The organism is Ruegeria sp. HKCCD7628, from assembly GCF_057221005.1.
This window is the reverse complement of the sequence record NZ_JBWVBA010000001.1, coordinates 673,111-694,493: the sequence shown is the minus strand read 5'-3', so window position 1 is coordinate 694,493 and position 21,383 is coordinate 673,111. Positions and strand designations below refer to the sequence as shown.

The window sequence follows — 21,383 nt, the reverse complement described above, 5'->3', positions numbered from 1 at the left end:
GTTTACTCGGCAGCCTCGGTGACGCCCGCGAGGATGTCGCGGATTTCAGCCTCTTTGATGTCGTCATGCTCGGCAATCACCACCAGACGCGAACGGCGCTCTTCGCCGGGCTGCCACGGACGGTCGTACTGATGACGCACGCGCGCGCCCACAGCCTGAACCAGAAGGCGCATTGGCTTGCCCTGAACAGCGGCATAGCCTTTGACGCGCAGGATGTTCAGTTCCTTGGCCAGACGTTCGATTTTCGCGACCAGATCGGCCGGGTCGGTCTGTTCCGGCAGCTCGACGATGATGCTTTCGAAATCATCGTGCTCGTGATCATGGTGGCCATCGTGATGGCTGGGCCGCGCCTCCATGTCATCCTCGGCGGCAGCCTCAAGACCCAGCACGACGCGCACGTCCACAACGCCTTCGGCCACTTCGACGACCGGCAGAGGGCGCGGGGCCTCTGCGGCGATGATCTCTTTGGCTTTGGCGACACCTTCGGGGCCGGCCAGATCAGGCTTGGTCAGCAGGATGATGTCGGCGCAGGAGATCTGATCCTCGAACACCTCGGACAGAGGCGTTTCGTGGTCGATGGAATCGTCGGCCAGACGCTGGGCATCCACCGCCGCGACATTCGGGGCAAAGCGACCGGCGGCAACGGCCTCGGCGTCGGCCAGCGCTATCACGCCGTCAACGGTGATCTTGGATCGGATATCGGGCCAGTCGAACGCTTTCAGCAGCGGCTTGGGCAGCGCCAGACCAGAGGTTTCGATCAGGATATGCTCGGGGCGCGGCTCCAGCGCCATCAGCGCCTCGATCGTGGGGATGAAATCATCGGCCACGGTGCAGCAAATGCAGCCATTGGCCAGTTCCATGATGTTTTCCGCCGGGCAATCGGGGATGGCGCAGGATTTCAGGATATCGCCGTCCACGCCGACATCGCCAAACTCGTTGACCACAACGGCCAGACGCTTGCCCTGCGGGTTCTGCATCAGGTGTCGCACCAGCGTGGTCTTGCCCGAACCCAAAAAGCCGGTGATCACAGTAACGGGGAGTTTTTCCAAAGTGGACATGTCAGGCTCCAATCGGGGGAATACGCGAGGCGCAGTTTTTGCGGAAATGTTCGGGGCGCTCGCGCCATTTGACCAGACCGTCTTCGGTGGCCAGATACTTGGTGGCACCGTCTACGATCACGTCGACATGATCGACTTCGTTCAGGTTCTCATAAACAAAGGTCCAGCGTTCCGGCCCGCCGCGCAGCACGATGGAACAGCCCTGATCGCAATTCGACAGGCATTCAACAGCCTTCAGCGCCACGCCCTCGGGCAGTTCAGCCTGTTCCAACGCCTTGTGCAGCAACGTGCCTGGGCGTTGGGCGTCATCTTCAATGGGTAGGCCGCGGCGGCAGGTGGTGCAAACCAGCAGCTCGACCGGAGCGGTTTCGGTCATGTCTCTCATCCCCCTAAATCCTCATCGTGGGGGACGGGGTTTCATGCGGGTCGTGCGTGACCCGGCACCGGAACACCCCGTCCGGTTTCAATCGCGGGTGCTGGCAGGTCTCCCGGCTTGCGGATTTCAGGGCGGTTACCCTGTCGGATGACCCGCCTTCCCGGCCTTGTTGGCCAGTGGCTTGGGCACCCTCTCCGGTCACGGTCGCGGGGGCGGCTGCGTTTGACGGATGACCCGCTGACGCATTCCCTTTTCATCCATCTGCAGATGGACACCAACGGATCGGACATGCGGCACCGGGCAGGCCCTTGTCAAGCGAGTCGCAAACATCTTTCGCACCTCGGGTTAAAAGCGACCTGACAGCGTCGCTGGGCGGCATGACTTTGGGTGGGGCGGCATGGTGCCATGAACAAAACGACGCCAAAAAAGGAGGTGTATCGCATGAAGGTGGGCTTTATCGGCTTGGGCAATGTGGGCGGCAAACTGTCAGGGTCTTTGCTGCGCAACGGGATCGAACTGACGGTACATGATTTGAACTCTGACCTCGTCGACGGCTTCGTGTCACAGGGGGCCAAGGCCGCCGAAAGCCCGGCCCAGCTGATGCGCGATTGCGACGCGGTTATTACTTGCCTGCCATCGCCTGCCGCTTCGGACGCGGTGATGCAGGAGATGCTGCCTGAGGTCAGCCCCGGCAAAATCTGGATGGAGATGTCCACCACTGATGAAGCTGAAGTCAAGCGATTGGGCGCCCAGGTGATCGAACGTGGCGGCGCAGCGGTAGACTGTCCTGTATCGGGTGGCTGTCATCGCGCCGCGACGGGCAATATCTCGATCTTCGCGGGCTGCGACCGGGCCACATTCGAGCGCATACTGCCCTTTCTGACCACCATGGGCCGACGGGTTCTGCATACCGGTGACCTAGGGACCGCTTCGGTGTTGAAAGTGCTGACCAATTACCTCGCCACCGCCAACCTGATCACCTGCGCAGAAGCACTTGTGACCGCCAAAGCCGCCGGGATGGATCTGAACACCACATACGAGGCAATCAAGATCTCATCCGGGACATCCTTCGTGCATGAAACCGAAAGCCAAGTCATTCTGAACGGCTCGCGGGACATTTCGTTCACGATGGATTTGGTGAAAAAGGACATTGGCCTGTTTCAGGATGTGGCGGACCGGGCGGGGGTGCCGCTCGAGATCAACCCGGTGATGATGCGTATCTTTGACGACGGCATCGCCCGCTATGGCGACCGAGAGTTATCACCTAATATTATCAAGCGGTTGGAAGAGGCCACCGGGCTGGATATCACGGCCCCCGGCTTCCCGTCCGAAATGGAAGACTACGAGCCGGAAGCGTCCGGATACGAGGTTATTCCTCAGGGACGTCGGGCCGAATGACGCAATTGCACTGCGCGAAAACGCTTTGCCCGGCTTGGAAAAGAGGCGGCGAGTGTTGGGCTCGCTGCCACTTTTTCAGGTCACTGAACTACCTGAACCACCGGGGCAACAGTCAATTTGTGTGCGGATAAACCTAAGTATCGTCAATAGACAAACCCTAGGAAAACCTGTTCAGATACTAAGTGCCAATCATGTCGCAAGTTTCGAGCTTGCATTCCCGCGAGCCGCCCGTTTTCCGTAGATCCGGTACTGCCCGCTTGGTTCATGCCTATGCGTTCAGTAGGATTTCGCCTGCTTACTTCGCGATTACAAGGTCGTGCAAGCATGTATGCCAAGTTGCTTTTTTCCAGTCGCACATCGAAAAACGCTTGTGTCTTAGTGAAAGTCAGCGTCCTTTTTTCAGATCAAAGACCGTATTTGTGACTTTCGCTTGAAAGCGGTAAGCCTAACATCAATCGGCGCACGCCAACGCGCGCAGCGTTGCCCTGAGTTCAATGGCGCACTCGGCTATCCAGATTGTCACTTATGGTTTTTAATCCATCCCGGAGGACGTGGGCGTTGCAGAGGGCAACCCAGTAGTTTTCGCTAAAGCAGCGATATTTTTACAGATGTTCGCTTTTGTTCTATGGACGGAGGGATTGGCCACCGGGAGTAATAAACGCCATGTCTTGAGAGGGTTAGATAGGATGACAATTTCATCGTAGGTGTGTCCCACTTTGTGTCACACCCGAGCACCACAGGGCTAAGTCAATGATTTAGAATAAAATGGAGGCGAGTACCGGAATCGAACCGGTGTACACGGATTTGCAATCTGGTATGTTTTATTTGTTATCAGTGGTTTAATTGTATTCTTTCCAGTCTATGCACATGCTATGACGGGATAACGCGTTCCTAACGTGTTTTTAACGTCCTTTATGTGGGGGATAACGGCTTGGCGAAGTCAGGCGGTACTTTTGTAAAAGGCGACCCGCGTGCGGCGGCGGCTGGTCAGAAAAGCAAACGTGGTCAGGACCGCGTCGTCACGCCGACCTTTATGGATGAGATACGCAATCTGGCACCGGAAGCGTTGGCGGCTCTGAAAAAAGGTTTGAAGTCAGGTGAATCGACATCAGTGCGTTTGGTGGTCGAGCGGCTGGCACCGGTTGACCTAGTCCGCGACGAAACCATGAACGAGATTGTCAGCGCGCTGGAACAGTCGAACGCGGCGTTGGTTGAAGAAAACGAACGCTTGCGCACCGAAATTGCACAGCTTCAAGCGGGGATGATGGATGCGGCGGTCAGCGGCCATGCGCGAACTGATGGACAGGGCGCGCCAGACAATCGCGCGAACTGACGCGCTTCTGGAACTGCGCGACCACCCCGATGCGGTCGTGTGGGCAGAACAGGCGCTAGGGTTTCCGCTGGATGAGTGGCAAGCGCGTATTATGCGGAGCCAACACCACAGGCTTGTTTGTGTTGCCGCCAGACAAAGCGGGAAGTCTGTAATAACTGGTGCAAAGGCGGCGTTTGAAGCGATGACGCGTTCCGGTTTGCGCGTTGCCGTGGTTTCACCAAGCTTCAGACAATCTCAGTTGTTGGCAAACAAAGTGGAAGATGCGTTGAACGGTTCCGGCCAGCCTGTGACGCGGGTGCGAGAACGTCTGACATTGCCCAACGGGTCGACTGTTCAGGTCTTGCATGGTGACCGTGCGTCGACTTTGCGCGGCTATACGGCCGACTTGTTGCTGGCGGACGAGCTGGCGTTTGCAAAGCCGGAACTGGCACCGGCTATTCTGCCGATGGTTGGTGCGTCCAAAGGGCGCTTGATTGCAATCAGTTCGCCCAACGGACCGACTGGCATCATTTATGATTTGGCGCACCAGACTGGCGTCGAGTTTATGCAGATACCAGCGTCATCGGTTAGCCACTTCGACCCTGACGTCATCAAAGAGATACGCGGACGGCTTGGCGAACAGATGGCACGCCAGGAACTGGACGCCGAGTTCGTTGCCAGCGCGTCGTCGGTGTTCGATGCGGACGCATTGGACCGGATGTTCGCCCCAACCGACGCGGACCTGTCCGCCGATGATGACGCGCGTGTCGAGGCTGAAATGGATTTGGAAAAGCGGTTCAAGGTCCAACAAAAGCTGGAGGCGCGCGAACGTGCGTCTGGACCGTTGCGGGTAGTGGGATTTCCTGAATGAGACTTGGACGCAGACGGTCAGTCAATCGGTCGAAAGAGTCGGGCCGGTTTTACGTTGCGGCGGGTGGTGCTCCTAACCAACCGCTTGTGTGTCTTGCGTCTGACATCCACTGGACGGCACTTGAAGATGACTGGCGTACGTGGCTGACGCCGCAAGTCATCGCATTCCGTGCAGCCTGGTTTGCGTCAAAAGACCATCGCGTCTTGTCTGAATGGATTGCTGCTGACTTGGAGCGCTGGCGGACAAAGCACAAAAGCCGCTCGACGATTCCTGCGAGCGTTATTCTTGAGAGTAGCCAGTCACCAGCGGCGTTTGACTTGTTTCGTCCGCTACAGGATGCGCAAACGCGTGTTTCGGCTTTCCGGTTGACGGCGGGCGACGACAGCCCGTTGACCGGTATACGCACTGTCGAGAACGGACAGACGGTCGTTGGTGCGCGTTGGCTGGTCAGTTGGTTCGACGCAAACGTCGCCAAGACGGCACCGGATGACGTTCGGCACGGTAAGCCCTATGTGCCAGACCGCATCATTGTTTCGTTTGACAACTTTACCGACGAAGACCCGCCAGGAATGACGCGGGAAGAAATCAGAGCGTCGATGTCGGCGGCTGAACGGCTGGTGAAGCGCAGCGCCCGCACGACCGACGTTGATGCGTTGCTGGACCTACAAGCAGATGAGGTCGTTGCGGTCGTTGTTATGTTGACGCTCCTGTCGGCGCACACAGAGCCGCCGCAATTGGCATACAGGTCAGATGACACGTACGGATATGACCCGCACGCACCGCGACCGAGATTCCGCGGCGGACCGATTGTCTGATGTTGGTTGGTGTTCTGGGCTGGGTAGGTAGGGTCGACCACAGCGTCGGGATTACGCTGTGGCGTGACTGTGTCAGCCAGTTATTTGATAGAACCACACACTTGTTCGAACAAATTGCGAGCAATGCTTCCGGGCGGCGAGTCTTTGACCCGTCTGACATCATTGCCAACACCAGTGATAGTTTGGGCGGCGCAGTTATTGTCCTTGAACCAGTTTTCTTCGGAGCCATCTTTGTACTCTGCGCGGTAGAAGACACGTTTGCCTTCGAAGGTCCTGAACATATCGTAGTGACCACCTGCATCTTTTCCGTCGGCGACCCATTCCCAAGACTGAGCGAAAGTAGGGGAGGTAAGAGCCATCAGCGTGGCAGCGGCGAGTGCTGTTTTTCTAAAAATCATTTTACGTCCTCATTCTTTGTCCTTCCTCCGAGGTTGACAGGGTCGTCGAGAAGCTATCTCTCGCCTGCCAAGCCCCGTGAGGCACGTCTTGAATATCGGTTCCAAAAGCGGCCAGTGTTTTGGTGTTCGAGCCGTAACCTTTTGAATCTCGGTGATTCGGCGTGCGAGTAGGTGGACTTGACCTAGCCCGCCGCTCCGACCACAGCGTTCTGACGACGTTGCGCCGTGTCGATGGTTTTGATACAGACGGCTGGCAGGTCGTCGACGTGGCGCAATTGCCTGTTGGTGTACCCTACCGCGACCAGTTGGACCACTTGCAACCGCGCTTGGACAAACTGGACATGCTGGCCGTCGATGCTAGCGGCGTTGGGGATGGCGTCACCGAATTAGTTCAGGGTGCGAACCTGAAACGACTCGTGCCGGTTGTCATCGTGGGTGGGACCGGTCGTGGCAAACTGGTCAACGGGCGCGTCAGCGTGGGCAAAGGCTACCTGGTGTCGTCGTTGCTGGATGAAATGTATCACGGCCTGACTGTTCACCCCGATGCGGACGGCCGGGACATCCTGTTGCGTGAAATGAGTGACTTCGTATCGACGCAGGGCGGAAAGTATCAAAAGCAGGAAGCGAGGGCAGGGGCGCACGATGACGCTGTGCTGTCGTTGGCGTTGGCGGTTTATTTGGCAAGGACATTGGAGCGGTAGCTTATGAAAACAGGTTCAGGTTTGGTGGATGTTTATTCCGGAATTGAAGCCACATCACCGGAACGCCTGTTGTGGGTGGGCGTGTTGCGGGTGGCTATCCTAGACGCTCAGGGCAAACCGGTCGCCGTACCTAAAAACAGGGATGATGCGATTCACACGGCCCGCGTTTGGTTGTGCTTCGGGCCGGACCTGGACGAAGTGGCGACGCTGGCCGGTTTCAATGCGGAATTTGTCCGTCAGTGGGCGCATAAACAGCGCGTGGATGGTTGGCCGGATGCATACGCGCACCCCGCAAAACTGGTCGCGTAGGCGGCATAATTCACAAACAACGTTGAAATAACGACGTTAATCAGGACAGTGTGTCTATAATCTATTGATAATAAACAAGACACAACTGATTTCACATCTGTTGTTCTGGTTCAGGTGTTCTGCTTGGGTGTAACTTAGGCTACAGGATCTAACCCAGATCTCGGTTGAATATTTCCCTAACCATCCAATAATATGGAGATTTTGTCATATACTGTATGATTTCGTCTTTGTTTTCTATTCTATCAGAAAGATTTGGGTTTATCTTCTTGTTTCGCGCCTCATAGTCTGTAGGGGTTTGAACGTGAAACTGACTTGCGACACTGCTGATAGCGTCATGTGTCATGCCTTGCTTATCAAAAACATCTTCATAATAATATTCTTTATAGAAAGAATAGCGGGAAAAAAATTCCGCGAATTTTCTCACATTGCCGACATACTCAGAGATATTTCGTTCTGCATCTTTCGGGTCAATCGATATCGAGATGTCTGTTGGGCGTTGCTCATCATTATACACATGAAATAGATCATACTTTTTAGCGATCTGCCATGAGCAATATCGTGCGAATGCGTTCTTTCTAATCAAATGCACTATTGGCATTTGTCGCTGCTTTATGATGTGCACCAGTACTGGCTCTCCAAGTTCCCAAGGCATGTCAGTATCAAGGGTCAAGAAGGTATTGTATTTGATGTCAACAATAAGCGGTCGTTCAGATGTTTTGTTATCAAGCCAGTCGAAGTAACTATTCAGTAACTGTACCATCTCATCAGGGTAAAATGCTCCTAGCGGCCCCTCAAGGCTAAGAAAGGGCAGGCGCCAAAGAAAGTAGTTGTCCCTAACGCTGGTCTTAGAGAAGACTTCTCCACGTGTTTCGAAGCGGCTTCCGGTCAGACAAGAACGAAATGCGTTCGTTCCGCAGCGTTGACTTGAAAGAAGAACTCCAATCATGATCCAAAACAATCCGTAGCTAATTGAGATAAATCACTGGGATTAATCCGAGAGACACAATTTGGCGCCGCTGGTCTGTTCCATTTCAACCTCAAGCTAATCGATTAACACTCCCAACATCGTCATGCCAATGACCGACAGTTAACTTTAATCTAACCGAAATACAAGCTTGCTTGGCGGTGTCTGAGATCGTGTGGGCCAGCCTTTCCCAAATGAACGCCGTTGAGGGGCAGACTGGCCGGGCGCGTGGACCTTTGGGAGACCCGCATACCGTGACTTCGCCTATTCCGAATTATACATTTGCAGTAAATGTCCGACCCGACGGGCCGTGCTGCGGCACTTTGTAGTCTGGTGAAAGGCAACTCCGGACCATTTGCGTTCGTTCCGGACAAAGGTGTCAGTGACCGGAACGTCCGCACAAAAGTCATGCGAGCAACTTGCGGTGAATGACAAGGTTGGTTGCCTGTGTCACGCCAATTCGCTTTCTCGTATCGTTTCTCTGATTTTGGTGATCCGTCCGTCTATGTCTGTCTTGGCCCACGCTGGCGGGTCGATGTGACCAAGCGCGGCCTGAACTCCGTTTATCGTGTCGGGCGGAACCGTACCAAACAGCGTTTGCCATTTCTTCCGACGAAACCCGCGGGCGCTGGGCGACCAGCTGATAGACGTCATCGCGTCCGGGCTGTCTTCCAGATGCAATATTAGACGTAAACCGGAGTATTAGACGTAAACCGGAGTGACCGCTTCGACCGCGGTCATATTGGTAACACTCGAAACTAAGAACGCGGTCGAAACCGACGCGTCGTAGCATTTCGGGCAACGGTGTTGTGTCGACCGACCAGCCATCGTCAGCCAGACAGGTTGGCTAGACGCAGTTGTCGTCATCGTCATCTACAACACTGTCAGCACAACGGGCGCATAACAGCTTGATTTGTCTGAGTTCCGCTTCGGTTGGTCCTGCTTGCTCTACTAAACAGTGCGGACATGCTGGCGGTTCGGGTTCGGTGTTGTTTCGGACGATATTGCGGACGGACTACGAATTCGTATCGTGTGTTGGAATGGTCTGGCTACAGTTGGGACAGATAATCGGGTCACGCATCGTCCAGACCTCTCGGCTGGGGGTCTATGCCGCACGTTTCGCACGACACGTACTGTGACCGTTCTGCCCCCCGACGCGTATAGGTCCAGCCGTCGTTTTCGGATACGGAATGCGTTGCTGGCCTACGACAGCATGGACAGACGGTTTCGGTTCGGATGTTTTCGCGTGTCACGGTGATGACTCTTCTTGTTGGCCCCAACTTGGGCCGGTGGTGATGTCGACAACGCCGCGGAAGGGCGCGTCGGGGAAAAACTCAAGCCAAGCGCGCGTCATCTTGGCTTTCAGGATGCGTCGGACAGCGCGGACTGTTTGCGGGTCGGCCCCACAGTCAATGACCAGTTCGTCGTGAACCGTGGCTGCGATGTGGGCGGGCAGGTGGCGCAAGGCTTCGTCGACGTAGACCAGAGCGACCCCGATGACTTCAGCTGCCGTGCCTTGAATGGGGTGGTTTAGTGCGAAGTTGCGTTCGTAGCCGTCCAGCCAGTCGTCGACCTGCCAGTCTTCCAGTTCATCGAAGCCCTTGTCGTCCGGCGTGTGTGACCGCCAGCGGAACTGCCAGCGCCGCCCGCCGATGGTGCTGACGTCACCCCTGCGGCGGGTTGTGCGTTCCTGGTTGCGTTGCCAGCGTCGTAGGTCGGGGTAGGCGTTAAAGAAGCCGTCAATCAGGTCGACAGCATCGTCGTAGGACAATGTCAGACCGAACGCGGCTTTGGCGTATGTGCGGAACCCGCGGACGCCGGACCCGTATAACAAGCCGAACGCAGCCGCTTTTGCCATCGTGCGGTCAGCGTCAGTGGGTTGGCCGTCGCCGGTCAACATAGACGCCGTGCGGGTATGTAGGTCGATGCCATCGCGGAACGCACCGCGCATGTTTTCGTCACCGGACATTTCGGCCGCGATACGCAGTTCAATCTGAGAGTAATCAGCCGCGATAATGATGTTGTCAGGCTTGGCGGCGAAGATGTTGCGGAATCCCGTCAACAGCTTTCCGCGCTTCGGCTGATTTTGGAGGTTCACGGAACGGCTGGCAAAGCGCCCTGTCCGTGCGCCAGCAATTAGGAAGCTGGACCGGATGCGTTCGTCTTCGTAGATGTGTTCGGCAAGGCTATCGCCATAAGTTGACAGCGCCTTTGCCCAGGCGCGCACGGCAAGCAGTTCTTCAACGCCTTCAACGTCTTCGCCGTGGTTCTTCAACATAGCTTGCGCGACGGATAGCGTTTTCGCTGACTTCGTCTTGGGCCACGATGCCAGCTTGTCAGCGGGTAGCGTCTCGGTCAGATAGTCCGCGACTTGTCGGTTAGTGGGTATCCCGCTTAGACGGCCCCCTGTGGCGCGTTTGAGTGCCTTCTGTGCGTCCTCAAGGCTGGCGTGCCATTCGCCGACCTTTTGCGCGTGTGCGCGCCTGTCGATGGGCAGTCCGGCCAGTTCCATGCGGGAAACGGGAACAACCAGGTCGTCGGCCAGTTGTTGCGCGTGTTCGTCGATACTGTCGAAGTGGTCGCGCTGGGCCTGCCATAGCCAGAAGGTCACCAACGCATCGACGGCGGCGTAGTCCAACTGGTCTTTGTCCAGGTCCGGCCGGTGCCAGTCGGATGCGCCCAAGCCTTTAGGAATGTCGATGTCCAGCAGGGTTTTTGCGGTCTTAGCCATGTTGTCGCGTGAGCCGTCGACCAACCGCATCGCCGTCATCGTGTCGTAGATGCGCGCGGTCGGTTCGATGCCTGGTCCGGCCAGCAAAAACTTAACATCAAAGACGGCGTTGAACGCGGCTAGGGCAGGGACGTCGTGGAACAGAGGCGTGACGACCGACCAGTCGACCCGCTCCATATCGAACAACACGACCTGGTCGCCGCCCGCGTAGGCTTGAAACAACCGGACGCGCGACTTGTGCGGGTTGAGTGCATAGCCCGCAACACCGGTCTTCGGCTGACGTTTGGCGACTGTGCCGGTCTTTGTCAGCGCAACTGGTATCGGCCCCAACAGGTCCAACCGGACGGCTGTTTCGGTATCGAACGCCAGACAGCCGGACTGGTCGGCATCGGTCAGAAGCGTCTGAACGGCACCACGGGCGGTCGTGTCGTCGGTAACGATGTTGACGGTGTAACCTGCCAGCAGGTCAGCAACGGCTTTGCGTTGGTCGCCTGTGATTGCTGGCGTAACCGCGGCCACGATGTCGGACTGTAGGTGGCTCACGCTGGCGGCAATGCTGGCGTCAGTGGTGTCGACCGTGACTGTTCCGTCTGGTTGTCGATACAGCGTCGCACCGGTCGCGCGGATAGCCTGAAATAGCTGTTTTGTGGTGCGCAGCGGACTAACAGTCCGTTGGGTGTCCAATAGTTCCAGTTGGTTAGCGTCCGACATATCAGGTTATTCCTGTTGTTTGTGCGTTCTTGCGCTTCTGGTCTTTGTTGTGCGCGTCGGTGCAAAGTTCGGCGGACATATACCCCCTGTCGGACCCCCTGAAATGCGTATTCAATCCGTTCACCCGTCCACTTTCGTTTGTTTTCAATAGGTTGCGAGACAACCAATCCGTCCACCGCGATGTTTCGGTGGACGGATTGAAAGCGCTGTAAGTCATTGATTGTGTTGCAAAATGGACCGGTGGACGGATTGAAACCCGTTTTCCGGGGGCGTCGGGGGGTATATGCTCACTCGACTTCCCCGTTGTCGGTGTTCCAGCGGCTCAAAAGCGGCAGTGCTTTGGCTTCAATGTCGGCCCTCCGATAGACGCGCGGTGAATCTTTTTTGTCGTTCTTCGTTTTCTTGGACCGGACGTCGAAAGCGGCCAACAACTCGGCTAGTTTCCTTGTTGACAGTTCCTGACCGCGAGCGAGTTCAGACCACGGGCGGTCCTCCATCGCGACCATAGCTTTCACGAGGTCGGTTGGCGTCATCCCGACAGCATTGCCGTCCGTTCCGCGCGTCATCGCGACGCGGCGTCCGCGGGCTTTGGTCGGTGGTTCCTGCATAACTGTGTGTGCGTCACGAAGCGCCTGTTCCGCGATGCCGATGATGCTGGCGTCTAGAGCGTGGCTGGTCGTAAGCGCATCGAAAGTGCGACGCGCCTGGTCAGGGTGGTTGCTACCCAACACAGACGCGACGCGGACCATCGGCCCCCACGCGTTACGCTGGCGACCTTTCGCGGCCAGCCAATCCGGAATGTCTGCGTTCGGGACGGTTAGTGCGTTGTCGAAACCGAACCGCACAAGTCGGGACCGGACGTCGGCGAATTGTTTGGCAATATCGTGGGGGATTTCAGGGATAACCATATCCGCGGGTTTCGGTCGCATGTGGATGACGACCGCGCGGGACTTCAGCGGCGCGTCTATCCAGTCGAGTCCGATACCGGCCATAAGCTTTGGCCCCCATATCGGGATTGTCACAACACGCATTCCTGTCGGGCTGGTGTCGTCCGCAACGTTTTTCGTGGTCGTCGCGTTCACGCGGTCAAAGGCGAGTTTCATATCCGTGACCAGCGCCGCCGCTTGGCCGTCCGAAACCGAATCCATTTCGTCTACGGTTATCGTCAGATATTGCGGGCGACCATCAGCGTCTTCCGACGGGACTTCTGCATAGATGTTGCGAATAGACGCTGGCGTTACGCGCCCGAATTGCTTGGCGATAGGGGTCAGCGCGCTGACCATCGTCACCAAGGCGGATTTTCCGCTTTCCGGTGTCGGTGCCGTGACTGTCAGATGTGGGAAATGCGACCAGCTATCCATGAAGCGGCTTGCGATAATCCAAAGCGCCACGGCTTCAGCTTGTTCGGGCTGGCTGAAATAGACCAGGCTGTTATCTGTAAGCGCGCCCACGATGTCGGCGAATAGCTTTGGGCCGTCGACCGGTTCGGTCGCCGGTTCGTCGAAGTTTATTGATGTGGTTGCCAGAAAGCGTTCGTCGATGTCGGATTCATCTTCGGCTTGGTTGTCGTCTTTGTGCGCCTCAATGCTGTCGCGCCATTCTGTTTGTAGGCTCGGCACCTTCAGCGACGACCAGCGTGCCACCAGCGCGTCAATTACTGCGTCACGGACCAGTCCCGCACCGTCTGAAGCCGCGACCAATTCTTCCATCTTGTCGGCAATGTCATTACGTGGGGGGTTTTCGGACGGGTGGTCTTCGACCCATTTTTCGGCAAGCTGGATTATCAGGTCATAATCGACGATGCCGTCGTCATCTTCGGCGGCGTTTGCGCGTATTGCGTCAAGGTCCAGGTTCATCCGTTTTCGTCCTCAATTTGATGCAAACGGATGTCATGTCCGTTGCTTTTTGTTTCTTTTCAGCGTCTTGCGCGTTTTCTTTCCATGCCAGCACGGCTTGTCAGGATTTGTTGCGCCCAATCCGGCGTTTTTTCGGCTGGCGGGCCGTAAATGCTGTCCAGCGTGCGTTCGACGTATTCGACCCCGATGTCGTCCAGCAGGTCGGCGGCGTGGCGTTCCATGAGTGCGACCAGCGCGTCTTCGTCGATGATGTGGCGACGGGCGGATGTGATGACGGCATAGAGCGACGTGTGTCGGTTGCCTTCGTCGGCCGCTTCCAACACGCGACGGGCCGCTGTGCGCCACGGTAGGCGACGCAGAAGGTTCGCAAGGTGCTTTTGAGGGTCGGCATGATGCGAGGTAGCTGACCGGCGCTGTGTGGCCCATGTGCTGCGTCTGAGCGGTCGCAACGGTCCTTCAAGGCGGGACATCATCGTTGCTACCTGGCTGGACGTCACCAGCGGGACGTCGGAACTGTCGACGGGTAGGGTCAGCAGGTTGGTTTGCGGCCAGAGATAGGGTCGTCCGGCCTTTGCGTGCCAGCCGAACACGGCGCACTGTCCTGTTCCGCTAAACAGTTCGACCGGATGTGGCTTGGCCGACCGGACCGTCCCGTCCGTGCGGTATATCAACAAGCGTTTCGGTTCCTGACCGATGCGGACAAGCGGCGTGTCTCCGAGTGTTTGCGCGACGATGTTGGCGGCTTCGCTGGCGATGTCTTTGTCGATGACATCGACATCCACGGCCAGACTGTTCGGTCCGACCGCCCAACCACAGGCGGCGTCTGCGTTGTGCCTGATTTCAGCCGCTAGCCGGTCGACCTGCCAGCCGTCGCCGTTAAGCGACGACCAGCCGGTCAGCATCGGTTGTTTGGTAGCCGGTGCCAGCGGAATAGGCGCATAGCCGTTCGCGTGCATATCCGGTGCGGCTTCGGCAAAGGTCGTTGCGTCAGACATCACCGGGTTCCGTGTAGTGCGGTGCGGCTGACGACCAGTCTTCCAACACCATGTGTTCTGCAAGCATCTCAATCGCCGCCAGCATTATTTTGCGTGCCATGTCGGAACGTTTGCGCATGCGCGCTAGGAGGTCTTCGGAGTAGTCGACGCTAATATATTCGGGGCCTTCGCCAACGAAGCCGCCAGCAAGCGATATCGTTATCTGGTTCGCGTCCCCAAGTTCGAGTTGTTCGTTCCAGTACGTGTTGAACTGGTCCGCGGTCATATCTGTGGGCGGGAATTTAGCCGGCATCACGGTCACCTTCTTTCTTCAGGTCGGTGACGTTGTCGACTGCGTCCAGTTCATAGACTTCGGTCAGTTCGTTGATGGGCAGACCGCGACCGTCTTGCTGTTCGATGACCGCGATGCCGATGCGTAGGCCGGTGAAAATTGACGGGTCGTCGAAGCTGTCCGGCACCGGTTTGCCAGCGGCTTCTAGGATGTCGGTCACCAGCTTGGCGTTGCGTTTGACGTACCAAGGCACGTCGGGCGCGCCGCCGTCATGGATGCAGAGCGGTTGCAAGCGGATGCGTTCATCCGAACCGATGACCTGCGGAGTCAGCCGCAACGATACGGTCTGTTTGCGGTCGTTGACGGCAAAGTCTGCGTCGACAATCTCGACGTCGTAGTCACCGTCTTCAACGGTCACAGCGGCTTGAGCAGCGGCGGTTTTCAGGTCGATTTTGACTGACGCCGGTGTGTTGCTATTATTTTGACCGGGGGCGGCGCGACGGCTTTTGCGAATACGGGCCATTGTGGTCCCTCCATTCATGGTTGTTTCTAATACTGACCCGCTTCGGCGGGTCATTTTTCATGCAAACGGAAAGTGTGTCCGTTGCGTTTCGTTTGTTTTCAGGTGGCTGGCACCTCGCTTTCCAAGATGTCGCCGTTAAACAGGTCCGGTTGAGGTCTTGTTGCTTCGGCACATGCCGCCGCGATGGCTGAGTAGCCGACCAGGTCGTCAAATGTGTCTTGTGGCGGGCTAGCGCTTTCCGCGATGCGCGCGACTTTCAGCAAGTTCAGCATGATGGCCGCGTCGGTTGCCGTTAGCGGGCGGTCGAGATAGGCGGACCAGAATTTTGCTATCCGGTCGTGCGTCTGGATAGCGTCGCCGTGTTTGCTCTGGCGATGGACCACGATGTCGGTGACGTGGTTCAACACACGGGCGGTCTGTTGCGCGCCGTTCATGCCGCTTGCCTCCCATAGAAAGACGCGGGTTTGGCTGACGCCTTCTGGAACAAGCCCCAGACGCAGTTGTCTTTGCCCGTGTGCTTGCTGTCTGGAATCCACTTCAAACGACCGATTGCAACGACCTTTGTCAGTCTCGGCACGTAAGGCGCGGCTTGCATCGTGTGCATCCAGTCGGCGTCGAACAGAAGCCAGGTCGGACGTTGGTCGGACAGGTGTTCGATGACCGCGTGAAGCGTTCTGCGTTCCCAAGGCGGGTTGGTCGCAATGACGTCGACGTCCGATGCGGCCGAGTAGTCAAATACGTCCAGCGTCGCCACATCCTCACGGCGTGGTTCTATGTCGGATGCGTGAACGCAGGTCATTCCCGCGCGGTTCAGGTGGTCAACCAGCGCGCCGTCACCGGCCATCGGTTCGGCAAAGCGGATTCCTGTCTGGATATGTGGGATAAGCGGCGGGACGGCTGGCGCGGGCGTCGGATAATAATTACGCGGCCGACGCTCGAACCGATGGCATCGTTTGCTCATCACGCCGCGCCTTTGACTTTAACCGCTTGGCGGGTTTTGTATTCGTCCAGGCTTTCGCGCGGGATGCGACGCGACCGGCCGACCTTGTAGGATTGCAGTTCACCTCCGCGGATTAGTTCCCATGCAAAGCGTTCGCTGATGCTGAGTTCTTTCGCGGCGTCACCGACTTTCAAATCTGGTTCTCGTGTCATTCTATTCCTTTCCGAGGCGCGCTTGTGCGCTCTCAGGAATAGAAAAGACCCGCCGTGCTAGGGCGGGTCACGAATTATCGTTTGTTCGCTCACAACCGTCGACGGTCGTGACATAAGCCTGCACGGTTGTGACAGACTCGGGCGTGTTCGGCCAGCCTACTTTACGCCAATTGTTGCGAATCGTGCCGAGTTTCCACGCGTCGTCGGGGGTCTGCCGGGGATGGCCGGTCGCCCACTCACGCATCCAGAGGGCTATTAGTGATTGTGCAAGGCCGACGTCACCTTTGGCTTCTGCCAAAGCAACCGATTTATTTTGCGCAAACCACTCTCGCCGCTCATCTGCTTTACTGGCTCCAACCGCACGACCCTTCGCCGGTCCTACTTTGAAACGGCCGAGTTTGGCTTTGGAGTTGTCGATTTCGTCAAGCAGTTCGCGGACACGGTCACCGGCTTCGTTTTCTAGGTGGGCGTACATTTCACGCAACCGACCCACGATGTCGTTCAGTTCGCTGGCTGTGTTGCGTTCGCGGGCAATGTCGCTGCCCATGTCACCAACAGCGTATTCCAGTTCGTCAATACGCTTCAGGAGTCGGCGTTGATACTTGTTCGCGTCTTCCGGCGTCTTCCATACGATGTCCGGTTCGTCCCAACCGCCAAGGATTAAAAGCCTGTGGTGGTGGTCTGGTTGGTCGACCATGTAGAACCGGCCTTCGTCGTCCTTCTTGGCGTAAAACCCGCGGACAGAATAAACCGTGTTCGGGTCGCTATGCAGTTGTTAGGCTTCGTCGCCGCTGATGAGATTAAACTGAATGTTGGTCATGCCCGTTTACCCCCGATGTTGGTCACGTTGTCAGCTTCAAGACCGGTCAGGTGGTCAACCCAACGCTGCGTCCATTGGCGGGCGGCTTCGTTGTGTTCGGCGGCAACGTAAACGTGGTCCGCACCGTCTTTCGGTGGCGTGTGGTTGGACAACCGGTCGCGGATGTCACGACCGCCGCCGTTCTCGGCAACCCATGTTAGCGCGGCGTGTCGTGTCGCGTGGCTGGTAAACTCGGCAGGAATCCCAAGCTTGTCGCGGTTCTTACCAAGCGTGTTGATTGCCAGTGATGTTGATAGCGGACGTGTCGCGTCTGTGCGTGCGGTAAAGACAAATTCTGACTGGCTGTCGGCTTTCAGTGTGCGTAACCGCTCGACGGTCTGGTGGGCCAGCATGACGGTGTGCGCCTTTCGGTTCTTCGACCGTGTTGCGGGTAGCGTCCATGTCGCGCTGTCCAGGTCGATTTCATCCCAACGCATTCCCGTGACCTCGGCGATACGGGCAAAGGTTTCCAGTTGTATGCGTAGCACATCGCCGAACACGCCTAGCTGGTCGAGATTGCGGACGTAGTTGCGCAATTCTGCTGGCGTCGGATTGTGTTGTTTGGGTTCGCGCTTGGGCAACATGACCGCTTCAACGGGGTTGGGGTGGTCGGGTGGTAACCATGTACCGTCAAGCGTCGATATTTTGCGGGTTTTGCCGGATGCCACGTTGAACATGGTGGACAGAACAGACCGGACCTTCTCAGCCTCGCGCGGTGCGCCGGACCGGTGGATGTTGGACAACACAGCTTTTGCTTTCAGATGGTCGAAGTCGGATGCGGGCAGGTCTGCATAGTGTGGCAGAATATGTTTCGACAACATGCGTTCGTCTTCGCGCGCCGACGAAGCCGCTTTTACCGGACGCGCGTACTCGGCCATGAACCGCTTGACCAGTTCACCGATAGTCGGACCGGCTGGCGCGTCAGCATCGTTTGTTGTCAGACTTGGTTCATGTCCTGCCTGTCGTTGTTCTCGCAGGGTGCGCCACAACTCGCGCGCTTCGGCGGTGCCGAGTTCTGGAAACCGGCCGAATTGTAGTTCGACCTGCTTTTTGGTCTTCGGATGTTCGTAACGGTATATCCAGACTTTGCCGGTGCGCTTTCCGTTGCGCATCAAAAGACCTGGTCGGTCAGGGTCAGCCAGCTTGCCGCCTTCGGCTAGATGTCGATACTCAAGGTCGGTGATTGTTGTTGCGCGTCGTCCGGCTGCAATGTCAGCGGCCTTCTTGAGTGCGTCGCGTAGTTCACCACGGACGCCAGTATCTAAGGCGGCTTCGATGTGGGTTGCCGCGATTTCACGGGCTGATAGTTTCTGTTTAGGCATGGCCGGTGTTCCTTTCCGTGGCTCGGCTGTGTCGGGGTCGGACGTTGCCGCGTCTGGCCCCACGCTGAATGTAAAAAAGATTCCAGGTTTTTTCCAGACAAACCGGCGATGTTGGGTCATCGCGGTGCATTTCAGTGCAGTTTCGGCATCGACGGAATGAAGCGGGAAACCCCCTGTTTTATGGGGTTTTCGGCCATATTTGTTGGGGTTTGGGGGGTGGAGGCGAGTACCGGAATCGAACCGGTGTACACGGATTTGCAATCCGCTGCGTCACCACTCCGCCAACTCGCCTTTTCAAGTAAAATCAAATACTTGTCGTGGTGTGGCCGGCGTTTTAGCAGCTTTCGTCTGGGGCGTCCAGAGGGGTGGGCGCAAATTTCAGTCTGCTTATTTGTCACAGCAGTGCTCTTGTCCTGAATTATTGCCTGATATCGTAAGTTTGAAGGCACTGAGGCGTTGCCGGTTTCTTCTGGATATGGCACAAGCCACGCACACTAGGGAACAGAACGAGCGATCCAATGACAGATTTCGCAGCCCGTCGCCGTACAATGGTTGACACGCAAATCCGACCCTCTGACGTCACGAAATTTCCTATCATCGACGCGATGCTTACCGTCCGGCGCGAGAATTTCGTCCCGGATTCGCAGCGCGAGGCGGCGTATGTCGAGGAGCTGATCGACCTCGGGAACGGTCGCTGTATGCTTGAACCCAGAACTCTGGCTAAGATGCTGGATGTGTTGAATATTTCCAATGATGAAGCCGTGTTGGATATTGCTCCGGCCATGGGGTATTCGACAGCAATTGCAGCGCGGATGGCCGAATTGGTCGTGGCCGTGGAAGACGACGAAGACCTGGCAGCAGAGGCTCAGACCATTCTTATGGACGCAGACGCCGACAATGCCATCGTCCATGTCGGGCCGCTCGAGCAAGGCGCGACCGAGCATGGGCCATACGACGTGATCATGGTGCAAGGAGGGGTCGAGCAGATTCCGGACAGGCTGATTGATCAGTTGAAAGACCACGGTCGAATTGCGTGCGTGTTCACGGAAGGTGCACTGGGCACCGTTCGGATCGGTCATAAGTCGAATGGCCGTGTGACCTGGCGTCATGCGTTCAACGCCAATGCACCGGTTTTGGCGGCATTTTCCACAGAAAGTGTATTTTCGCTATAATTCCGTGATAGTTTTTTCTGTCGCCTTGATTAGTTGAAAACAAACACGCAAACTGTCGACAGGGCAGCGTAATTTTTGATTTGAGAGGATTTCGTGATGAGTTCCAAAGCGGGAGGTAAACTGGTCAAGGCGATGGCGCTGACGGCCGGAATTGCGCTTAGTGTTTTACCCGGGCGGTTCGCCTGGGCGGATAATCTGACGGATGCGTTCATCGGGGCATACAATACGAGCGGGTTGCTCGAGCAGAACCGGGCTTTGCTGCGTGCTGCTGACGAAGACGTTGCGATTGCGCTGGCAGCTTTGCGGCCGATCATCAACTGGACCGTGCAAATCAGTCAAGACTACACTCGCTCGACTGTTGATGACGTTGTGAACCGTCAGGAACCGACTAACTTCTTTACCGGCCTGACGTTGAGCCAATTGATCTATGATGGTGGTTTTTCGGTGCTGGGCAAACAGTCTGCGCAAGAAATCGTTCTGTCCACGCGTCAAAATCTGATTGATATCGAACAAGCCGTTTTGTTCCGGGCTGTGAACGCTTATCTGGATGTAGTTCTTCAAGAAGAAACCGTCCAAATTCAGTTAAACGATGTCGAAGTCTCGGCCGAAGAACTGCGTGCGTCGCAGGACCGATTTGACGTTGGTGAAGTAACTCGTACTGACGTGGCGCTGTCCGAAGCACAGCTTGCCAGTGCACAGGCAGAACTGGCGGTCGCGCGCGGTAACCTCAGCACCGCGCAGGCCGAATATGTGAACGCTGTTGGTAATGCCCCCGGCGCTACGGCGGGTCAGCCCAATTTGCCGAGCCTTCCCAATTCAGAATCTGAGGCCATTGCTTTTGCGCAACGCAACCACCCGGCGATCTTGTCCTCGCAGCATGAAGTGCGCGCTTTTGATCTGCTGGTTCAGCAGCAAAGGGCCAATCTGGGTCCGAACGTGTCGCTGAACGCCGATGCGGGTATCACCGAAAGCTTTGACAATGATGATGACCTCGAAGATGCAACGATCGCGTTGAACTTCAACCAACCTATTTACGCCGGCGGTGCGTTGGCCGCTCAGGTCCGTCGCGCTATGGCGACACGTGATGCATCCCGCGCCAACTTGCTAAACGTCCAAAAGGACATCACTCAGGGCGTTTCGGCATCTTACGCCAACTTTCAGGCTGCAGCGGCTAGCCTTCGGGCCTCGACAGAACAGGTTCGGGCCTCGCAAGTTGCCTTTGATGGCATCCGCGAAGAAGCAACACTGGGTGCTCGGACTACGCTGGACGTGCTTAATGCGCAGCAAGATCTGCTGGATGCGCAGTTGAACGAAGTTGCTTCGCGCACTGAACGGTCGCGGGCGGCATATCAGCTGCTGCAAGCGCAAGGCTTGCTTACCGCTGAACGCCTGGGTCTTGCGGTGCAGATTTATGATCCGACGCTTTATTACAATCTGGTGAAGAAAGCCCCAGCACAGGTTAGCAGGCAGAGCAAGGATCTGGATCGCGTCCTCAAAGCATTGCGGCGTGATTAAACGCCGCGACTATCTGTTGTGAGGTTGAAAGTGTTTGGCTACACTCAATCCTGAGGAAAGAGTGGTATTCAAGA

Annotated in this window: 23 protein-coding genes, 1 tRNA gene and 1 riboswitch; of the genes, 8 read left to right on the top strand and 16 right to left on the bottom strand. The window is 56.7% G+C overall.

All coding sequences use genetic code 11. The features are described from left to right. Nucleotides 1–2: 2 nt before the first annotated feature. Entirely contained in the window at nucleotides 3–1,058 is a 1,056-nt protein-coding gene (gene cobW / locus AC2TAD_RS03480) for a cobalamin biosynthesis protein CobW (protein WP_480865956.1), read from the bottom strand. A 1-nt stretch (nucleotide 1,059) separates the two neighbouring features. Continuing rightward, on the bottom strand, nucleotides 1,060–1,434 hold the full coding sequence (locus AC2TAD_RS03475) for a DUF1636 family protein (protein WP_170354662.1): 375 nt from the start codon (nucleotides 1,432–1,434) through the stop codon (nucleotides 1,060–1,062). Between the two features lie 85 nt (nucleotides 1,435–1,519). Then, nucleotides 1,520–1,728: riboswitch (cobalamin riboswitch) on the bottom strand. 111 nt (nucleotides 1,729–1,839) lie between these two features. On the opposite strand from AC2TAD_RS03475, the gene AC2TAD_RS03470 reads away from it, so the two are divergent. The 4 genes from AC2TAD_RS03470 to AC2TAD_RS03455 all read left to right on the top strand — a co-directional run bounded on the left by AC2TAD_RS03470 (nucleotide 1,840) and on the right by AC2TAD_RS03455 (nucleotide 5,830). Beyond that, nucleotides 1,840–2,832: an NAD(P)-dependent oxidoreductase gene (locus AC2TAD_RS03470; RefSeq protein WP_170752378.1), complete on the top strand. Its 993-nt coding sequence runs from the start codon at nucleotides 1,840–1,842 to the stop codon at nucleotides 2,830–2,832. A 931-nt stretch (nucleotides 2,833–3,763) separates the two neighbouring features. Beyond that, nucleotides 3,764–4,165 carry a hypothetical protein gene (locus AC2TAD_RS03465; protein ID WP_480865954.1) on the top strand — a complete coding sequence of 134 codons (402 nt, stop codon included), beginning with the start codon at nucleotides 3,764–3,766 and terminating at the stop codon, nucleotides 4,163–4,165. After that, nucleotides 4,119–5,015 carry a terminase large subunit domain-containing protein gene (locus tag AC2TAD_RS03460; RefSeq protein WP_480865952.1) on the top strand — a complete coding sequence of 299 codons (897 nt, stop codon included), beginning with the start codon at nucleotides 4,119–4,121 and terminating at the stop codon, nucleotides 5,013–5,015. The genes AC2TAD_RS03465 and AC2TAD_RS03460 overlap by 47 nt, the downstream gene beginning before the upstream one ends. Beyond that, nucleotides 5,012–5,830, top strand: coding sequence for a hypothetical protein (locus AC2TAD_RS03455; protein WP_480865950.1), 819 nt, complete (start codon nucleotides 5,012–5,014; stop codon nucleotides 5,828–5,830). Before AC2TAD_RS03460 ends, AC2TAD_RS03455 begins: the two co-directional genes overlap by 4 nt. An 80-nt stretch (nucleotides 5,831–5,910) precedes the next feature. Here the strand turns inward: AC2TAD_RS03455 and AC2TAD_RS03450 are convergent, their stop codons facing one another. After that, nucleotides 5,911–6,228: a hypothetical protein gene (locus tag AC2TAD_RS03450; RefSeq protein WP_480865949.1), complete on the bottom strand. Its 318-nt coding sequence runs from the start codon at nucleotides 6,226–6,228 to the stop codon at nucleotides 5,911–5,913. A gap of 161 nt (nucleotides 6,229–6,389) precedes the next feature. On the opposite strand from AC2TAD_RS03450, the gene AC2TAD_RS03445 reads away from it, so the two are divergent. Together AC2TAD_RS03445 and AC2TAD_RS03440 are read left to right on the top strand one after the other, a co-directional pair. Continuing rightward, the gene (locus AC2TAD_RS03445; protein WP_480865947.1) at nucleotides 6,390–6,929 is read left to right on the top strand and encodes a hypothetical protein; all 540 of its coding nucleotides are present in this window, start codon (nucleotides 6,390–6,392) and stop codon (nucleotides 6,927–6,929) included. 3 nt (nucleotides 6,930–6,932) lie between these two features. After that, nucleotides 6,933–7,238, top strand: a complete 306-nt coding sequence (locus AC2TAD_RS03440; RefSeq protein WP_480865945.1) for a hypothetical protein — start codon at nucleotides 6,933–6,935, stop codon at nucleotides 7,236–7,238. Between the two features lie 148 nt (nucleotides 7,239–7,386). Here the strand turns inward: AC2TAD_RS03440 and AC2TAD_RS03435 are convergent, their stop codons facing one another. The 13 genes from AC2TAD_RS03435 to AC2TAD_RS03375 form a co-directional block, all read right to left on the bottom strand. Next, nucleotides 7,387–8,184 carry a hypothetical protein gene (locus AC2TAD_RS03435; protein WP_480865944.1) on the bottom strand — a complete coding sequence of 266 codons (798 nt, stop codon included), beginning with the start codon at nucleotides 8,182–8,184 and terminating at the stop codon, nucleotides 7,387–7,389. A gap of 468 nt (nucleotides 8,185–8,652) precedes the next feature. After that, complete coding sequence (locus AC2TAD_RS03430) at nucleotides 8,653–8,856, bottom strand: hypothetical protein (protein ID WP_480865942.1); 204 nt, start codon at nucleotides 8,854–8,856, stop codon at nucleotides 8,653–8,655. A gap of 595 nt (nucleotides 8,857–9,451) precedes the next feature. Next, nucleotides 9,452–11,644: a DNA polymerase gene (locus AC2TAD_RS03425; protein ID WP_480865941.1), complete on the bottom strand. Its 2,193-nt coding sequence runs from the start codon at nucleotides 11,642–11,644 to the stop codon at nucleotides 9,452–9,454. 287 nt (nucleotides 11,645–11,931) lie between these two features. Next, on the bottom strand, nucleotides 11,932–13,500 hold the full coding sequence (locus AC2TAD_RS03420; protein WP_480865939.1) for a DUF3631 domain-containing protein: 1,569 nt from the start codon (nucleotides 13,498–13,500) through the stop codon (nucleotides 11,932–11,934). Between the two features lie 59 nt (nucleotides 13,501–13,559). Next, nucleotides 13,560–14,495 carry a bifunctional DNA primase/polymerase gene (locus tag AC2TAD_RS03415; RefSeq protein WP_480865937.1) on the bottom strand — a complete coding sequence of 312 codons (936 nt, stop codon included), beginning with the start codon at nucleotides 14,493–14,495 and terminating at the stop codon, nucleotides 13,560–13,562. After that, nucleotides 14,488–14,787, bottom strand: a complete 300-nt coding sequence (locus tag AC2TAD_RS03410; RefSeq protein WP_480865935.1) for a hypothetical protein — start codon at nucleotides 14,785–14,787, stop codon at nucleotides 14,488–14,490. Before AC2TAD_RS03410 ends, AC2TAD_RS03415 begins: the two co-directional genes overlap by 8 nt. After that, entirely contained in the window at nucleotides 14,777–15,289 is a 513-nt protein-coding gene (locus AC2TAD_RS03405) for a hypothetical protein (protein WP_480865934.1), read from the bottom strand. Before AC2TAD_RS03405 ends, AC2TAD_RS03410 begins: the two co-directional genes overlap by 11 nt. A 98-nt stretch (nucleotides 15,290–15,387) precedes the next feature. Next, entirely contained in the window at nucleotides 15,388–15,723 is a 336-nt protein-coding gene (locus tag AC2TAD_RS03400) for a DUF6378 domain-containing protein (protein WP_480865932.1), read from the bottom strand. Then, the gene (locus AC2TAD_RS03395; protein WP_480865930.1) at nucleotides 15,720–16,250 is read right to left on the bottom strand and encodes a class I SAM-dependent methyltransferase; all 531 of its coding nucleotides are present in this window, start codon (nucleotides 16,248–16,250) and stop codon (nucleotides 15,720–15,722) included. The genes AC2TAD_RS03400 and AC2TAD_RS03395 overlap by 4 nt, the downstream gene beginning before the upstream one ends. Then, complete coding sequence (locus AC2TAD_RS03390) at nucleotides 16,250–16,441, bottom strand: helix-turn-helix domain-containing protein (RefSeq protein WP_480865929.1); 192 nt, start codon at nucleotides 16,439–16,441, stop codon at nucleotides 16,250–16,252. The genes AC2TAD_RS03395 and AC2TAD_RS03390 overlap by 1 nt, the downstream gene beginning before the upstream one ends. Before the next feature lie 67 nt (nucleotides 16,442–16,508). After that, a complete protein-coding gene (locus tag AC2TAD_RS03385; RefSeq protein ID WP_480865928.1) occupies nucleotides 16,509–17,138 on the bottom strand; it encodes a hypothetical protein in 630 nt (209 codons plus the stop codon). Nucleotides 17,139–17,257: 119 nt separating this feature from the next. Further along, on the bottom strand, nucleotides 17,258–18,622 hold the full coding sequence (locus AC2TAD_RS03380; RefSeq protein ID WP_480865927.1) for a tyrosine-type recombinase/integrase: 1,365 nt from the start codon (nucleotides 18,620–18,622) through the stop codon (nucleotides 17,258–17,260). A 217-nt stretch (nucleotides 18,623–18,839) separates the two neighbouring features. After that, nucleotides 18,840–18,913, bottom strand: a tRNA-Cys gene (locus AC2TAD_RS03375). A gap of 227 nt (nucleotides 18,914–19,140) precedes the next feature. Here AC2TAD_RS03375 and AC2TAD_RS03370 point away from each other — a divergent pair. After that, a complete protein-coding gene (locus tag AC2TAD_RS03370; protein ID WP_480865925.1) occupies nucleotides 19,141–19,794 on the top strand; it encodes a protein-L-isoaspartate O-methyltransferase family protein in 654 nt (217 codons plus the stop codon). Nucleotides 19,795–19,890: 96 nt separating this feature from the next. Beyond that, the gene (locus tag AC2TAD_RS03365; RefSeq protein WP_480865923.1) at nucleotides 19,891–21,309 is read left to right on the top strand and encodes a TolC family outer membrane protein; all 1,419 of its coding nucleotides are present in this window, start codon (nucleotides 19,891–19,893) and stop codon (nucleotides 21,307–21,309) included. Nucleotides 21,310–21,383 lie beyond the last annotated feature (74 nt).

Excerpts from the sequence above, each read along its gene's own strand:
- cobW (WP_480865956.1), bottom strand. The coding sequence starts at position 1,058 with ATGTCCACTTTGGAAAAACTCCCCGTTACTGTGATCACCGGCTTTTTG.
- AC2TAD_RS03475 (WP_170354662.1), bottom strand. The coding sequence starts at position 1,434 with ATGACCGAAACCGCTCCGGTCGAGCTGCTGGTTTGCACCACCTGCCGC.
- AC2TAD_RS03470 (WP_170752378.1), top strand. The coding sequence starts at position 1,840 with ATGAACAAAACGACGCCAAAAAAGGAGGTGTATCGCATGAAGGTGGGC.
- AC2TAD_RS03460 (WP_480865952.1), top strand. The coding sequence starts at position 4,119 with ATGCGCGAACTGATGGACAGGGCGCGCCAGACAATCGCGCGAACTGAC.
- AC2TAD_RS03455 (WP_480865950.1), top strand. The coding sequence starts at position 5,012 with ATGAGACTTGGACGCAGACGGTCAGTCAATCGGTCGAAAGAGTCGGGC.
- AC2TAD_RS03450 (WP_480865949.1), bottom strand. The coding sequence starts at position 6,228 with ATGATTTTTAGAAAAACAGCACTCGCCGCTGCCACGCTGATGGCTCTT.
- AC2TAD_RS03440 (WP_480865945.1), top strand. The coding sequence starts at position 6,933 with ATGAAAACAGGTTCAGGTTTGGTGGATGTTTATTCCGGAATTGAAGCC.
- AC2TAD_RS03435 (WP_480865944.1), bottom strand. The coding sequence starts at position 8,184 with ATGATTGGAGTTCTTCTTTCAAGTCAACGCTGCGGAACGAACGCATTT.
- AC2TAD_RS03430 (WP_480865942.1), bottom strand. The coding sequence starts at position 8,856 with ATGACGTCTATCAGCTGGTCGCCCAGCGCCCGCGGGTTTCGTCGGAAG.
- AC2TAD_RS03425 (WP_480865941.1), bottom strand. The coding sequence starts at position 11,644 with ATGTCGGACGCTAACCAACTGGAACTATTGGACACCCAACGGACTGTT.
- AC2TAD_RS03420 (WP_480865939.1), bottom strand. The coding sequence starts at position 13,500 with ATGAACCTGGACCTTGACGCAATACGCGCAAACGCCGCCGAAGATGAC.
- AC2TAD_RS03415 (WP_480865937.1), bottom strand. The coding sequence starts at position 14,495 with ATGTCTGACGCAACGACCTTTGCCGAAGCCGCACCGGATATGCACGCG.
- AC2TAD_RS03410 (WP_480865935.1), bottom strand. The coding sequence starts at position 14,787 with ATGCCGGCTAAATTCCCGCCCACAGATATGACCGCGGACCAGTTCAAC.
- AC2TAD_RS03405 (WP_480865934.1), bottom strand. The coding sequence starts at position 15,289 with ATGGCCCGTATTCGCAAAAGCCGTCGCGCCGCCCCCGGTCAAAATAAT.
- AC2TAD_RS03400 (WP_480865932.1), bottom strand. The coding sequence starts at position 15,723 with ATGAACGGCGCGCAACAGACCGCCCGTGTGTTGAACCACGTCACCGAC.
- AC2TAD_RS03395 (WP_480865930.1), bottom strand. The coding sequence starts at position 16,250 with ATGAGCAAACGATGCCATCGGTTCGAGCGTCGGCCGCGTAATTATTAT.
- AC2TAD_RS03390 (WP_480865929.1), bottom strand. The coding sequence starts at position 16,441 with ATGACACGAGAACCAGATTTGAAAGTCGGTGACGCCGCGAAAGAACTC.
- AC2TAD_RS03385 (WP_480865928.1), bottom strand. The coding sequence starts at position 17,138 with ATGGTCGACCAACCAGACCACCACCACAGGCTTTTAATCCTTGGCGGT.
- AC2TAD_RS03380 (WP_480865927.1), bottom strand. The coding sequence starts at position 18,622 with ATGCCTAAACAGAAACTATCAGCCCGTGAAATCGCGGCAACCCACATC.
- AC2TAD_RS03370 (WP_480865925.1), top strand. The coding sequence starts at position 19,141 with ATGACAGATTTCGCAGCCCGTCGCCGTACAATGGTTGACACGCAAATC.
- AC2TAD_RS03365 (WP_480865923.1), top strand. The coding sequence starts at position 19,891 with ATGAGTTCCAAAGCGGGAGGTAAACTGGTCAAGGCGATGGCGCTGACG.